The organism is Photobacterium phosphoreum (assembly GCF_002954725.1).
Taxonomy (GTDB): Bacteria; Pseudomonadota; Gammaproteobacteria; order Enterobacterales; family Vibrionaceae; genus Photobacterium; species Photobacterium phosphoreum.
Window position 1 is genome coordinate 186230 of the sequence record NZ_MSCQ01000003.1, and the last position, 15737, is coordinate 201966.

A 15737-nucleotide genomic window follows, 5' to 3' on the forward strand; every position below is an offset into this window, starting at 1 on the left:
ACAACGAAAGAAAACAAACTCGTTATCTCCTTTCGAGGCTGCGCATTATACGACTAAAATTATCGGATGCAATAGATCTTCATCTAAAAAACGCAGATTTTTTTCTAACTGCTTATTTTCATATCAAATATTGAAAATATGCTCACGATAATAGCGTAACTCGGCAATTGAATCATGAATATCATCTAATGCTAAGTGACTTCCTTTCTTAGAAAAACCATCCAGTAACTCAGGTTTCCAACGACGGGTTAATTCCTTAAGTGTACTGACGTCAAGATAACGGTAATGGAAATACTGTTCAAGGATTGGCATGTGCTTATATAAAAAACGACGATCTTGGCCAATACTGTTACCACAAATTGGAGATACGCCCTTTGGCACCCACTGCTCTAAAAAATCGATGGTTTGAGCAACCGCTTGTGCTTCTATAATCGTACTTTGACGAATACGTTCGACTAAACCACTATTAGTATGTGTGGTTGTACACCAATCATCCATTTTTGCTAATTCAGCTTCTGGCTGATAAATAGCTAGAACAGGGCCTTCAGCCAACACATTAAGCTGTGGATCGGTCACAACTGTGGCGATTTCAATGATTTTATGAGTTTCTGGATCTAATCCGGTCATTTCCAGATCAATCCAAATAAGGTTCTGATCGCTGATTGTCATTCGATATTGCCTCTTTTGTGACTAAACCATGTATGATAATACCGAAAGCCAACCAAATAGAACGATATTCTTGTGGCAAAAAAGAAAAAATTGACTCAAGGTCAGAGCCGACGTGTCCGCTCTAACCAAAATAAGCGCTTAGATCGTGCTAAAAATGAAGTCCAATGGGACGAAGCTCTATTGGAAAGTGCCCGTGAAGGGCTGGTTATTACTCGATTCGGTCAACACGCTGATGTTGAAGATCCGCAAACGGGTATTATTCACCGTTGTAACTTACGTCGCAGTATTCAGAGCCTTGTTTCTGGAGATCGTGTCGTCTGGCGTCCCGGTGTTGAAGCATTACAAGGCATTGCTGGTGTTGTAGAAGCAGTACATGAACGAAAAACAATGCTGACGCGTCCTGATTACTACGACGGTGTAAAAGCGGTTGCAGCTAACGTTGATCGAATTGTGATTGTGTCGTCAATACTGCCAGAGCTATCACTGAACATTATTGACCGTTACATTATTGCAGCTGAAACCATCGGCATTAAACCTCTAATTGTCGTCAACAAAGTTGATTTATTGACGCCAGAACAACGGGTTGAGGTTGAGCGTAAATTAACGCAATACCAAAACATTGGCTATAGCGTGCGCCTAGTTAGTACTGATACCGGTGAAGGACTTGATGATCTTAAAGTTGATTTAAAAGATCATGTCAGTATCTTTGCAGGCCAATCAGGTGTTGGTAAATCCAGCATGGTTAACTCATTAATGCCTGACGTTGAAGCTGATATTGGTGATGTTTCGACAAACTCGGGTTTAGGTCAACACACGACCACCGCAGCAAGACTGTATCACTTTGCTGATGGCGGCGATTTAATTGACTCCCCAGGTGTGCGTGAATTTGGTTTATGGCATCTAGAGCCTGAACAAATTACCGAAGCCTTTGTTGAATTTCGTCAACACTTAGGTGGCTGTAAATTCCGTGATTGTAAGCACGGTAACGATCCTGGTTGTATTATCCGCGAAGCGGTTGAACGTGGTGATATTAGTCGTGCACGTTATAACAGCTACCATAAAATCATTGAAAGCATGTCGGAAACTGTCGCGAACCGTCAATTTTCACGTAACAAGCCAAACTGATAATCAATATATGCCTAAGAGAACTGATTATTTTCTTAGGCTTATTTTTTTATCGACTATAATGCTAATTAACACTGACAAGCTTGCCTTACCCCCTCCCTGCGTAACACTAGAATAACTGACATTATTACAATAATTCGGTACTATTATGGGTTGACGTTATTCTTCCAAATAAGCAAAGAATAACTAACTTATTGATTAATTAATATTTAGTGGAAGAATAATTGTGTTAGATAAGATTAAGATTGGCCTTCAATATAGTATGCCCAAACATGCATTAACCCGCCTCGTGGGTAAATTAGCAGCTTTTGAAGGTGGCAAGCTAACCACCGCCGTTATTCGCTGGTTCATCAAACAATATAACGTCAATATGGCAGAAGCACGTAATCCAGATCCAACGGCTTACCCTACCTTTAATGCTTTTTTTGTACGTGAACTAATGGAAGGTGCTCGCCCAATTAATAATGACCCACAAATTATCAGCCATCCAGCAGATGCTTGTGTAAGTCAATTCGGTCCAATTAAAGCAGGACGCTTATTCCAAGCTAAAGGACACTATTTTAGTGCCTGTGAATTATTAGGCGGTGATAGCGACTTAGCGGATGAGTTTATGGGCGGTGAATTTGCGACATTATATCTGTCACCGAGTGACTATCACCGCGTTCATATGCCATGTGATGGTGTATTACGCCAAATGATTTATATTCCTGGCGATCTTTTTTCAGTAAACCCACTAACAGCAACTAACGTACCTAATTTATTTGCGCGTAATGAACGGGTTGTGTGCGTGTTTGAAACTGAATTTGGCCCACTCGTTCAAGTTTTGGTTGGTGCCACTATTGTTGGTAGCATCGAAACAGTATGGGCTGGTACGGTAACGCCACCGACAGGTCCTGAAATTCGTCGTTGGAATTACCCAATCGCTGGCGAGCAAGCAATCAGTTTAAAGAAAGGCCAAGAAATGGGGCGTTTTAAGTTAGGATCTACTGTCATTAACTTATTCCCTAAAGACAGCATCCGTTTTGTAGAAAGCATGCAACCACGCCAAGTAACACGCATGGGACAACCTTATGCTGAATATCTAGTCAAATAAGCCATCTAAAAAATACTATTACACAGGGTAGCAATTGCCCTGTGTTTTTTCTTTTACTACTCCATATTCCGCAACTCTATCTTTTCACTTAGCGTCATTTCCCCTGCTTTATATTACTGCTATCGACCAAGTCTATTCCATAAAGGTACTTTTCAATACCAAATCAAAAGATTACTGTGCTAACGTTAGTGCTTCATCTCGCGTATCAAGTGCTACTATTAGGTCGGGATAATTATCACTCATAGGTAATCATAATGAAAAAAAACACAGTATCCGCATTAGTACTCGCCTTAGCGACCTGCTTCTCTCTTTCTGCACACGCTAATGCAGCATGGGGATATGGTGACCAGCAAGGTTCCGAGCACTGGGTAGCGAGTTATCCGACTTGTGGTGGGGAGAACCAAAGCCCAATTGATATTCAAGATCCTATTCAAGCCCAAACGCAGCCATTACAAATCGACTATGATGGTAAAATAACCAGCATCACCAATAACGGCCACACTATCTCAGCTAATGTCAGTGGCGATAATAAAGTTATTATCGATGGGGATACTTATACCCTGAAGCAATTCCACTTTCATACCCCGTCTGAGAACTATATTGACGGTAAACAATACCCGCTAGAAGCACATTTCGTTAACGTTGATGCTAACGGTCATATTGCCGTGATTGCGGTTATGTTTGAAAATGGTCCTCGGGCTAATAATGAACTAACCACCTTACTAAAAACAATTCCGACCAAAGGCGAGACCATTGACTTTAATGGTGATCTAACCCCTAATGCACTCCTTCCAAGAGAGCGTCAATATTTCCGTTACAATGGCTCATTAACCACACCACCATGTACAGAAGGTGTACGTTGGTATGTCATGCAAAGTCATCTCACCAGTTCAGCCGCTCAAATTGAACAACTTAACCAAATGATGGGTGACAATAACCGTCCATTACAACCACTCAATGCTAGAATTGTGATCGACTAATCACTGATGTAAATGATAACCAGTTGCATTAACGACCAAGTCAAGCTACACTTTTTTCACGGTTAAAATGCCTTGAAATCCTACTTGTCGTTTAACTTAATCATTTACACTAAATAAATCGTCGATGTTCATTGCACGTTCCCTCAGTATGCGGTTTTTGAACAATAATCACAGACATCAGCTGGTGCATAACGAATAATTGATAACTAAAAAAGCACGGTCATAATCACCGTGCTTTTTTAGCTCAATCTATTTTAGGACGAATTAAGCCTACTTAGAGTCAAACAGATATTGTCGAGAACGATTAGGCGATTTCGATAGGAAAAGCCGTAACTTGATCAATATGATCGCGTTCTAATGCCAACATAATCACCCGATCAATCCCTAATGCCACTCCAGCGCAATCTGGAAATCCAGCCCGTAATGCTTCAACGAGATGCATGTCGATAGGTTGAGGCTGTAAACCCATGCTGACCCGCTTTTTATTATCATCTTCAAACCGCTGCAATTGTTCATCACCATTAGCTAGTTCATGAAAACCATTGGCAAGCTCAATGCCTTTAAAATAAACTTCAAACCGTTCAGCAACGCGTGGATCTTGCGGGTTAATTTGTGCCAATGCCGCTTGTGAGGCAGGGAAATCATACACAAAAGCAGGTACTGTTTGGCCTATTTTAGCTTCAACGCCAACACTAAACAGTAACTGTAATAAGGTATCACGATCTTGCTCAGGCTCGGCAATATCAGCCAATCCTAATCGAGCAGCAACTGCTTTTAGCGCCGTCAGCGAACCTTCTAGTGGGCACACACCTAATACATCAACAAAGGCTTGTTGATAAGTCATTTTTTCAGCCGCACCACAGCCTAATACTTGCTGCAATAACAGATCCATCTCAGCCATTAATTGATGATGGTCGAACCCTGGTCGATACCACTCTAGCATTGTAAATTCAGGGTTATGATAACGTCCCGATTCTTCATTTCGAAATGATTTACAAATCTGATAGATAGCACCACTACCCGCCGCTAATAACCGCTTCATATGAAACTCAGGGCTAGTCATCAAATACAATGTTTGCCCATTAGCATAACCTGGGCCAACAAATTGGGTTTTAAAAGCATGTAAATGAACATCCGTCACTGTCGCCTGACTCATGGCAGGCGTATCCACTTCGATAACATCACGATCAGCAAAAAATTGACGAATTGTCGCGAGTAAAATAGCACGCTGTTTTAATTGAGTAATATCAGCAGTAGGCTGCCAAGGCTGAGACATAACCGTTTCTTCTTATATAAAAGGAAATCTGGTCATTATTCTAACAAAGCCACGCTTCTAACCAAGTATTGAGCGCATTATATTTATAGCTAACTCATGCTCATTATGAATAAAAATGAATGGCATTAACAAAAGTAACCCTAATATCGACGAACAACAGCAGCAATTCTGGCAACTAAATGAACCATACCTAATAACAAAACAAACACACTAACACCATAAGCATCACATTAACGATTAGTTAAATGCATCTCGGAGCTTATAAAATCTTTTGCAACAAGGTGTTACACCTCAACTTTGTTACACACAGTTAATGATTTACAAACAACTCATCACAAACAAAACAACTCACTAACAACAACAAGACATGACAACTTGTGACAATAATCACATTTTTTGTAATCAGATTACATTTTTTGATTATTTCATTAAAAAGACGCGTCTACATCATATTTTATCTTAATGAGGTTTCATAAAATACGCGCAGGATTTCAAGGATAGGTACGCATGACGTACCTTTTCATTTTTTTACCGTCTTACCTTCGGAGGATAGCTGTGAAGACTATTACCACAGATATCGCTGTAATTGGCGCGGGTGGTGCAGGCCTACGTTCTGCCATCGCTGCTGCAGAAGCAAACCCAGAACTAGAAATCGCACTTATTTCAAAAGTCTATCCAATGCGCTCGCACACAGTTGCCGCTGAAGGTGGATCTGCTGCTGTTATCAAAGACGAAGATAGCTTTGATAATCACTTCAACGATACTGTTGGTGGTGGTGACTGGCTATGCGAACAAGATGTGGTTGAATATTTCGTAGAAAACTCAACCCGCGAAATGATTCAAATGGAACAATGGGGCTGCCCATGGAGCCGTAAAGAAAACGGTGAAGTGAACGTTCGTCGTTTTGGTGGCATGAAAGTTGAACGTACATGGTTCGCGGCAGATAAAACTGGCTTCCATATGCTACACACCCTATTCCAGACTTCTATCAAATACCCACAAATCAAACGTTACGATGAATACTTCGTGGTTGATCTTTTAATTGAGAATGGCGAAGTTCAAGGTCTGATTGCAATTCATATGGCTGAAGGTGAACTGGTTTGTATTAAAGCAAAATCAGTGATCTTAGCAACCGGTGGCGCGGGTCGCGTTTACCACTGTAATACTAACGGCGGTATTGTAACTGGCGATGGTATGGCAATGGCGTTCCGTCATGGTATTCCACTGCGTGACATGGAATTTGTTCAATACCACCCAACAGGCTTACCTGGTACGGGTATTTTGATGACCGAAGGTTGTCGTGGTGAAGGCGGTATTATCGTTAATAAAAACGGTTACCGTTACCTACAAGATTATGGCATGGGCCCTGAAACACCAGTGGGCGAGCCAAAAAACAAATACATGGAACTGGGTCCTCGTGACAAGGTTTCACAAGCGTTCTGGCATGAACAACAAAAAGGCAACACTATTCAGCACCCACTAGGTGATGTAGTAATGCTTGATTTACGCCACCTTGGTGAAGAATACTTACATGAGCGTCTACCGTTCATCTGTGAGCTAGCGAAAGCATACGTTAACGTTGATCCCGCTAAAGAGCCGATTCCAATTCGCCCAACAGTGCACTACACCATGGGTGGTATTGAAACTAACGGTACCTGTGAAACCCGCATTAAAGGTCTATTTGCTGTTGGTGAATGTGCCTCTGTCGGTCTTCACGGTGCTAACCGCCTAGGTTCAAACTCACTGGCTGAGTTTGTCGTATTTGGTCGCGTTGCAGGTGAACACGCAGTTAAACGCGCTGAAGAATTCAAAGGCTGGAACGACGCTTCAATCAATACCCAAATTGACGCAGTACAAGCACGTATTGATGCCCTAATGGCACAAGAGGGTGATGAAAACTGGGCTCAAATCCGTACTGAAATGGGTCACACCATGGAAGCGGGTTGCGGTATTTACCGTCAACAAGATTTGATGCAAGCAACTATTGATAAGCTAGCAGAACTAAAGCAACGCTTTAAACATATTAGTATTCAAGATAAAGGCAAAGTCTTTAACACTGATCTACTGTATGCCATTGAAGTCGGTTATGGTCTTGATGTTGCAGAAGCAATGGCACACTCAGCGATTCTACGTACAGAATCTCGTGGTGCGCACCAGCGTCTAGATGATGGTTGTACTGAACGTGATGATGTGAACTTCCTGAAACATACATTGGCATTCTATAACAATGGTGATGCGCCAATTATTGATTACAGCGATGTAAAAATCACTAAATCACAACCAAAAGCGCGTCTATACGGTGCAGAAGCAGAAGCTCACGAAGCACAAGAAAAAGCACTCGCTCAAGAGCAACAAGCAGCACAGTCAGAAGTACAAGAGGAAAAGGCATAATGTCAGACAATCGCATTCAAAAAATTGAAATTCTGCGTTATGACCCAGCAACAGATGCAGAACCGTATTTACAACCTTTTGAAGTACCGTTCAACGACACCATGTCAGTACTTGATGCACTTGGTTATATCAAAGATCATCTTGATAAAAACCTAAGCTACCGCTGGTCTTGCCGTATGGCGATCTGTGGTTCATGCGGCATGATGGTTAATGGTGTTCCTAAGTTGGCTTGTAAGAGCTTCCTTCGTGATTACCCTAACGGCGTTAAAATTGAGCCATTAGCAAACTTTGCGATTGAAAAAGACTTAATTGTTGATATGACACCCTTTATTGAACGTCTTGAAGCAATTAAACCTTACATCATTGGTAACAACCGTACACCTGAAGATGGTACGAACATCCAAACACCAGAGCAAATGGCAAAATACAAGCAATTTGCAGGATGTATTAACTGTGGCCTTTGCTACTCAGCGTGTCCGCAATTCGGCCTAAACCCTGAATTTATCGGTCCTGCGGCACTGACACTGGCACACCGTTACAACCTTGATAGCCGTGACCATGGTCAACATGAGCGTATGGCACTTATCAACAGTGAAAATGGTGCTTGGGGTTGTACATTCGTGGGTTACTGTTCTGAAGTATGTCCAAAGAGTGTTGATCCAGCAGCCGCGGTAAACCAAGGCAAAGTGGAATCATCAAAAGATTTCGTTATTGCAATGTTGAAGCCTCAGGAGGCATAAGGATGAGCAACCGTAAACCTTACGTTCGTGAAATGACGCGTACTTGGTGGAAAGACAGTTCTTTCTACCGTTTTTACATGCTGCGTGAAGCCACTGTATTACCGCTCATTTTCTTTACTATCTGCTTAACCTTCGGCTTAGGTTGTTTAGTAAAAGGTCCTGAAGCATGGCAAGGTTGGCTGAATTTTATGGCTAATCCTATTGTGATCATTCTAAATATTCTTGCGTTAGCGGGCAGTTTATTCCACGCGCAAACATTTTTTAGCATGATGCCGCAAGTGGTGCCAATTCGCATTAAGGGTAATAAATTAGATAAGAGAATTATCGTTCTTGCACAGTGGGCAGTTGTTGCTGTCATCACCGCCATTGTTTTAGCGCTAGTTTAAGGAGCCGCTCGTGATTAATTTACATCCAAAACGTTCCGATGAACCAGTATGGTGGAGTTTATTTGGTGCCGGTGGTACTTGGTTTGCCATGATCTCCCCGGTGACTATTTTAGTGCTTGGTATCATGGTTCCACTAGGTATTATTAGCCCAGAAGCAGTAAGCTATGAGCGCGCTGCAGACTTCGCAACCAGCTTTATTGGTGCTTTGTTTGTTATTGCGACCTTATCACTACCAATGTGGCATGGTATGCACCGTCTACACCATGGTATGCATGACCTTAAGTTCCATACTGGTGTTGCTGGTAAAATTGCTTGCTACGCTGCGGCGTTCTTAGTAACTGCATTATCGATTATCTTTGTGTTCATGATTTAATTATCACGTCATCACACTCTAAAAAGCATCGCTCACTCGCGGTGCTTTTTTTATGGCTTCAATTTATAAGCCGCGATCAGTCGTTATAAATTTCAGCCAACAAAAAAGGCCGCCTAAGCGACCTTTTTTAAAGCTCAATATGAAATTACTTCACACGGCTTACGTATTCACCTGAGCGGGTATCAACTTTGATAACTTCGCCAATCGAGATGAATAAAGGAACACGTACTACAGCGCCTGTAGTCAGTGTTGCTGGCTTACCACCAGTACCTTGTGTATCGCCCTTAAGACCAGGATCAGTCTCTGTTACTTCAAGCTCAACAAAGTTTTGAGGAGTAACAACGATAGGGTTACCGTTCCAAAGCGTTAGCGTACACGCATCGTTTTCTACTAACCATTTAGCATTATCACCAACAGCTTTAACGTCTGCTGCGATTTGCTCAAAGGTTTCATTGTTCATGAAATGGTAGAATTCACCGTCGTTGTATAGGTAATCAAGTTCAGTATCGATTACGTCCGCAGCTTCAACTGATTCGCCTGATTTAAACGTTTTTTCAAGAACTTTACCTGAAATAAGTTTACGGATTCGTACGCGGCTGAACGCTTGACCTTTACCAGGTTTAACAAATTCGTTTTCGATAATGACACATGGTTCATTATCAAGCATAATTTTCATTCCGCTGCGGAATTCATTGGTGCTGAAAGACGCCATTCTAATCCTCTTAACATCTTCGAGTTGTATTTAATGTCGCATATCATACCCCGAAACGTGCCATCTGTTGAGCAAAACTGGCTGAATGATCTAGCTAATGCGATATCCGATCCGTTAAAGCTACTCAATATGCTTAAAATTGATCCAACACCTTGGCAAAAAGGCCTTGCTGCTAAAAAATTATTTGCGCTTCGCGTTCCTGTAAGTTTTGTCGAAAGAATGGAAATTGGCAACCCATATGATCCATTGTTGCGCCAAGTACTGCCACTAGAGCAAGAATTCGAAGTTCATCAAGGCTACTCAACCGATCCTCTTGATGAGCAAGATAACCCTATTCCAGGGCTATTACACAAGTATCACAATCGTGTGTTGATGATCGTTAAAGGTGGCTGTGCGGTGAATTGTCGCTATTGTTTTCGCCGTCATTTCCCTTATCAAGATAACAAAGGCAATAAAGCCGTCTGGCAACAAAGTCTTGATTACATCGCCACCCAACCACAAATTAATGAAGTGATTTTATCGGGTGGTGATCCACTGATGGCAAAAGATCACGAACTAACATGGTTACTGGAGCATATAGCCGCGATTCCACATATTAAACGGTTACGTATTCATAGTCGGTTACCGGTCGTGATCCCACATCGCATCACTCCAGCACTGTGTGCATTGTTTGCCAGCAGTCGCTTACAAATTATCATGGTGACCCATATTAACCATGCCAATGAAATCAATAACGCGCTCACCATGGCAATGACACAGCTCAAGCTCGCTAAGGTCACACTGCTAAACCAAAGCGTACTCCTTAAAGATGTTAATGACTCCGTCACAGCGCTTACAGACCTCAGCGAAGCCTTATTTGATGCTGGAATATTACCTTACTACTTACACGTACTGGATCACGTACAGGGCGCGGCGCATTTCTTTGTTTGTGACCAGCAAGCACGCAGCTTAATAGCAGGATTAATCAACAATGTCTCAGGCTATTTAGTCCCCACATTAGCGCGTGAAATTGGCGGCAGAAGCAGTAAAACCCCACTTGATCTTCACCTTGAATAACCGCTATTGATTGATATTCTTGCCCTACGCCACCTAATTTCTCTCATTATTTCATCGAATTAATGCTGACTTGTCATTACGAGTCAGCAAGATCTCCACCTCAATATCAGCGCCAAATTCACAACGTACAGCTTTCATCGCTAAAAACACCAAAAACATACACCCATCTTTTGGCCTATCATGGGCCATACAATAATACGACATAACTCATTGTTTTATAACAAGCGTACAGCTTGTACAGCTTTAGTAGCTATATATCTAAAAAGCTATCTGCCTATGATGTTACTTTTACTATTCTGCCAATTTTATTGCAGCTCACCATTAGAAAAAATCATCGTGGCAGATCTCGATTTTTTAATGATTTACGTGCATAGTCGCGATTCATACAGCAGCCCTTTATCGTATAGGCGTTCGCCAAACGTCATCGCTGCTGCCACTAGCTCCTTTACATGAGTATCGCAATGAAAATTGGCATTTTGTCACAGGACGCAAACTTATATTCAACCCGCCGTCTGCATGAAGCTTGTCAGCAACGAGGTCATGAAGCCGTTATTATCAATGCTCTCCGTTGTTATATGAATATCAACTCGGTACAACCTTCGATTCATTTTAAAGGTACTGATCTGATTGGCTTTGATGCCATCATTCCACGTATTGGCTCCGACATTACCTTTTATGGTTGTGCTGTATTACGTCAATTTGAAATGATGGATGTGTTTGCTGTGAATCAATCTATTGCGATTTCACGTTCTCGCGACAAACTACGTTCATTACAATTACTGAGCCGTGAAGGTGTCGGTATGCCTGTTACTGGTTTTGCGAGTAAACCTGATGATGTTTTAGATCTGATTAAAATGGTTGGCGGTGCGCCTCTAGTCATAAAGCTTTTAGAAGGCACTCAAGGGATTGGTGTCGTACTGGCTGAAACCCAAAAAGCAGCAGAAAGTGTAATTGAAGCATTTCTGGGCCTTAAGGCTCACATTATGGTGCAAGAATATATAGAAGAAGCCGGTGGTGCCGATATTCGTTGCTTTGTGATTGGAGGGAAAGTCATCGCTTCAATGAAACGTCAAGCAGCAGAAGGTGAGTTCCGCTCCAACTTACACCGCGGGGGCAGTGCTTCATTAATTCGTATTACCCCTGAAGAGCGCAAAACAGCGATTGCAGCAGCCAAAGCAATGGGACTCAGTGTCGCAGGCGTTGATTTATTACGTTCTAAACGCGGACCACTGATCATGGAGGTTAACTCCTCCCCTGGTCTTGAAGGTATTGAAGCGGCAACAGGCAAAGATATTGCGGGTATGATCATTGATTATATTGAAAAAAATGCTGGAAAAAGCCGTCGTAACTTACAAAATCAATAAGTTATAAATAATACGTTATCGATAAGCAGCCTTATAATGGCTGCTTTTTTATTACTTAAACAAGGCCGTTCAGCTTTTAATTAAAATAACAGCTAAAAGGTGCCATTTATCACTCTCTGATTGTAATGAACAAAATAAACCGTAAGTCATTGATGGTAAACAAAAAATAACCGTACAGCTTTTTAAGCTTTTTGCACCACGAACTACAGCTAAAGTAACATGGCAATCAAACCCATCTAAATCGTCAATTTTTCATGAATAAACCTAGAACCAGCCTATTATCAAAAAAAGACAGGTTATGAATCAATAATGTGATCTTTCAAACACTCAGCAAGCAAGACATTGATTAGTGCTACCTCGAACTATCAAATTACGCTAACGTATAAACAATTCGATGACGATAAAACTAAAAAAGGATTAGCCATGATTGATTTTAGCTATGATGTTGAAATGGTAGAAGATGATAAGCCATATAGTATGGGACAGGTAAATACCAATGATGTTCCAGCAGAGGCATTGACGACCTACACCCAACTGATCTCACAGTTACTGCAGCAACCAGAACAAGGCAAACGTTATGCGGGTTTTGGCTTTGAGGGTGCAGAAAAGCTAGCGTTCAGTGCATTACAAATTACTGAGCATGATCAAATTGGCGCGGGAATGGTCTACAACCCCGATGATAATGGTGATAATTTTGTATTAATTGGCCGCGTTTTCTTTAGTATCAAAGATAATAAGGTCTCGTTTAATATGGAACCCAATGCGGATGATGTGCTAGTACAAGGGGATAGTGATCTACGCGGCTACATTCAATCATTTGTGATCTGCTTTATGGCTGCATGGGTCGCTTTAAACCAAGAACATCTACCGAGCTAGAATTAATAGACACTTCTTTTTTATAGTGTGTCTTTATATTTAAATCGCCTCTGCTATCACTACAGGGGCTTTTTTACACTTAACTTATATATAAAGTAGTAATAATTAGCCAATAACCTTACATCTAACAATAAAAGTGGATCACCACACTAACAAGTACAGCTTAATAGAAAAATATCACCTTTTTTATGCACAAAAACAAGCACATAATCACACTGCGGCCAAAACTCAATAAGCTACTGATAATTAAAGAATTAAAATGCGTACAGCTTTTCGAGCTTTTTACACCTCAAGCAATAGGTAGCGGTGTTCTTTTACCTGCTAAAATCTCGCAACAACCTAATACTTCCCATTCAGCCGCGAACAAAACACTAAAACTAAAACTAAAACTAAAACTAAAACTAAAACTAGGTAATCAAAGCTCAATCTTGTTATGTCGACTTGTATTGTTCTTCTTTTTATTAAAAGTACAGCTAAAATAAAATCATCAAATTAATAGCTGCTTACGTAACAATAATAAGATAAACAAGTAATAATATAGGATTAAACACTTTGATTAAAAATCATCAAATATACATAAGCACTCTTTAAAGAGTAAATGTGATGTAAAAGATTACATTTATAAATAAACATGTACTTGGTTTTTATGCTCACACTTATATCGATAATAATCCGTTTTAAACACCCTTCGCTTTATCTTCCATAATAAGAAAAGCAACCAACCAAGATCAGCTTTTAATAAAAAACACAGCTAATAGCTGTACTTATTTACACTGTTCGATACGTAGACTTATCGATACCGTAACTCTTTGTTTTAACTTGATTTTATTTGCGTACAGCTTTTTGACGAATATTCCAAGTGAACTGTTCACAAAGAACAACAGCTAATCAATTACTCAGATTAATAAAGAATTGCTTTTATAGAGGCAATAAAAAAGTCGAGCTATGCTCGACTTTTTTGACACTGCTTTTTATAACAAAGAGAGCTTAATCTCTATTGTTACAAAGAACTTTACATCATACCGCCCATGCCACCCATACCGCCCATGCCACCCATATCAGGCATAGAAGGAGCATCAGAGGCTTTATCAGTAATCATTGCTTCAGTGGTGATCATAAGACCCGCTACAGATGCTGCAAACTGAAGTGCTGAACGGGTTACTTTTGTTGGGTCAAGAATACCCATATCAATCATATCGCCGTATACGCCAGTCGCTGCGTTGTAACCGTAGTTACCTTCACCAGCACGAACGTTGTTAGCAACAACAGATTCTTCATCACCTGCGTTCTTAACGATTTGACGTAATGGTGATTCCATCGCACGAAGTGCTAAACGAATACCCACAGTTTGTTCTTCATTGTCGCCTTCAAGACCAACAACTTTAGATGCAGCGCGGATAAGTGCAACACCACCACCGGCAACCACACCTTCTTCAACCGCAGCACGTGTTGCATGCAATGCATCTTCTACGCGATCTTTTTTCTCTTTCATTTCAACTTCAGTTGCTGCGCCAACTTTAATGACCGCAACGCCACCAGCAAGTTTAGCTACGCGCTCTTGAAGTTTTTCTTTATCGTAATCAGAAGTCGCATCTTCAATTTGTTGACGGATCTGAGTTACTCGACCTTGAATCATGGTTTCTTCACCAGCACCATCAATGATAGTAGTGGTTTCTTTAGTGATAGTAATACGCTTCGCTTGACCAAGATCTTCTAGTTGAACTTTCTCAAGCTCTAAACCAATCTCTTCAGAAATAACCGTACCAGCAGTCAGTACTGCGATATCTTGTAGCATTGCTTTACGACGATCACCAAAGCCAGGTGCTTTAACAGCAGCAACTTTAACGATACCACGCATGTTGTTAACCACTAATGTTGCTAATGCTTCACCTTCAACATCTTCAGCAACGATAAGCAGTGGACGAGATGCTTTTGCTACGCCCTCTAGTGCTGGAAGAAGTTCACGGATATTTGAAACTTTCTTATCAACCAATAGGATAAATGGGCTTTCTAGATCCACTGAACCCGCTTCTTGGTTGTTAATGAAATATGGTGATAGGTAACCACGATCAAACTGCATACCTTCAACAACATCAAGTTCGTCTTGAAGTGCTTGACCTTCTTCAACCGTAATAACACCATCACGGCCTACTTTTTCCATTGCTTCAGCAATAAGGTTACCAACAGTTGTGTCAGAGTTTGCAGAAATAGTACCTACCTGTGCGATAGCTTTTGTATCTGCACAAGGAACAGATAATGCTTTTAGCTCTTCAACTGCAGCGATAACTGCTTTGTCGATACCGCGCTTAAGATCCATTGGGTTCATGCCCGCAGCAACCGCTTTTAGACCTTCTGCGATAATCGCTTGTGCAAGTACTGTTGCTGTTGTTGTTCCGTCACCAGCGGCATCATTTGCTTGTGATGCTACTTCTTTCACCATTTGTGCGCCCATGTTCTGGAATTTATCTTCCAGTTCAATTTCACGCGCAACAGAAACACCATCTTTAGTGATTGTTGGAGCACCAAATGATTTATCTAGTACAACGTTACGGCCTTTAGGACCTAATGTTACTTTTACCGCATCAGCTAGAATGTTAACACCTTCTAGCATTTTAATTCGTGCGTCGTTACCAAACTTAACGTCTTTAGCAGCCATCTTGGGATTTCCTTTCTTAATTTTTAATTTAATGTGATCG

General features: G+C 41.1%; 14 protein-coding genes. 10 read left to right on the forward strand and 4 right to left on the reverse strand.

Annotation, left to right across the window (positions count from 1 at the left end):
• Positions 1–123 precede the first annotated feature (123 nt).
• Positions 124–669: an oligoribonuclease gene (gene orn, locus BTO21_RS18690; protein ID WP_045031432.1), complete on the reverse strand. Its 546-nt coding sequence runs from the start codon at positions 667–669 to the stop codon at positions 124–126.
• A gap of 72 nt (positions 670–741) precedes the next feature.
• Between orn and rsgA the strand changes: the two genes are divergently transcribed.
• The 3 genes from rsgA to BTO21_RS18705 all read left to right on the forward strand — a co-directional run bounded on the left by rsgA (position 742) and on the right by BTO21_RS18705 (position 3867).
• Complete coding sequence (rsgA, locus tag BTO21_RS18695; RefSeq protein ID WP_045031429.1) at positions 742–1794, forward strand: small ribosomal subunit biogenesis GTPase RsgA; 1053 nt, start codon at positions 742–744, stop codon at positions 1792–1794.
• Positions 1795–2020: 226 nt separating this feature from the next.
• Positions 2021–2887: an archaetidylserine decarboxylase gene (gene asd, locus BTO21_RS18700; protein ID WP_045031427.1), complete on the forward strand. Its 867-nt coding sequence runs from the start codon at positions 2021–2023 to the stop codon at positions 2885–2887.
• Positions 2888–3141: 254 nt separating this feature from the next.
• On the forward strand, positions 3142–3867 hold the full coding sequence (locus BTO21_RS18705; protein ID WP_105026974.1) for a carbonic anhydrase: 726 nt from the start codon (positions 3142–3144) through the stop codon (positions 3865–3867).
• Between the two features lie 304 nt (positions 3868–4171).
• Here the strand turns inward: BTO21_RS18705 and epmA are convergent, their stop codons facing one another.
• On the reverse strand, positions 4172–5143 hold the full coding sequence (gene epmA / locus BTO21_RS18710; RefSeq protein ID WP_045031423.1) for an elongation factor P--(R)-beta-lysine ligase: 972 nt from the start codon (positions 5141–5143) through the stop codon (positions 4172–4174).
• 555 nt (positions 5144–5698) lie between these two features.
• Here epmA and frdA point away from each other — a divergent pair.
• The 4 genes from frdA to frdD are packed head-to-tail and all read left to right on the forward strand — an operon-like array spanning position 5699 to position 9033.
• Entirely contained in the window at positions 5699–7534 is a 1836-nt protein-coding gene (gene frdA, locus BTO21_RS18715; RefSeq protein ID WP_105026975.1) for a fumarate reductase (quinol) flavoprotein subunit, read from the forward strand.
• Entirely contained in the window at positions 7534–8274 is a 741-nt protein-coding gene (locus BTO21_RS18720) for a succinate dehydrogenase/fumarate reductase iron-sulfur subunit (protein ID WP_045031421.1), read from the forward strand. Before frdA ends, BTO21_RS18720 begins: the two co-directional genes overlap by 1 nt.
• 2 nt (positions 8275–8276) lie before the next feature.
• Complete coding sequence (gene frdC / locus BTO21_RS18725; protein ID WP_045031420.1) at positions 8277–8660, forward strand: fumarate reductase subunit FrdC; 384 nt, start codon at positions 8277–8279, stop codon at positions 8658–8660.
• Positions 8661–8670: 10 nt separating this feature from the next.
• Complete coding sequence (frdD, locus tag BTO21_RS18730) at positions 8671–9033, forward strand: fumarate reductase subunit FrdD (RefSeq protein WP_036788863.1); 363 nt, start codon at positions 8671–8673, stop codon at positions 9031–9033.
• Positions 9034–9178: 145 nt separating this feature from the next.
• Here frdD and efp read toward each other — a convergent pair whose 3' ends face one another.
• Positions 9179–9745, reverse strand: coding sequence for an elongation factor P (gene efp / locus BTO21_RS18735; RefSeq protein ID WP_045031418.1), 567 nt, complete (start codon positions 9743–9745; stop codon positions 9179–9181).
• A 33-nt stretch (positions 9746–9778) separates the two neighbouring features.
• On the opposite strand from efp, the gene epmB reads away from it, so the two are divergent.
• The 3 genes from epmB (at position 9779) to BTO21_RS18750 (ending at position 13041) form a co-directional block, all read left to right on the forward strand.
• Positions 9779–10801 (forward strand): EF-P beta-lysylation protein EpmB, encoded by a 1023-nt coding sequence (epmB, locus tag BTO21_RS18740; RefSeq protein WP_045031416.1) that lies wholly within the window; start codon positions 9779–9781, stop codon positions 10799–10801.
• Positions 10802–11262: 461 nt separating this feature from the next.
• Positions 11263–12165, forward strand: coding sequence for a 30S ribosomal protein S6--L-glutamate ligase (gene rimK / locus BTO21_RS18745; protein WP_045031413.1), 903 nt, complete (start codon positions 11263–11265; stop codon positions 12163–12165).
• A gap of 423 nt (positions 12166–12588) precedes the next feature.
• Positions 12589–13041: a hypothetical protein gene (locus BTO21_RS18750; protein ID WP_045031412.1), complete on the forward strand. Its 453-nt coding sequence runs from the start codon at positions 12589–12591 to the stop codon at positions 13039–13041.
• A 1012-nt stretch (positions 13042–14053) separates the two neighbouring features.
• Here BTO21_RS18750 and groL read toward each other — a convergent pair.
• Positions 14054–15697, reverse strand: a complete 1644-nt coding sequence (groL, locus tag BTO21_RS18760; protein WP_045031408.1) for a chaperonin GroEL — start codon at positions 15695–15697, stop codon at positions 14054–14056.
• Positions 15698–15737 lie beyond the last annotated feature (40 nt).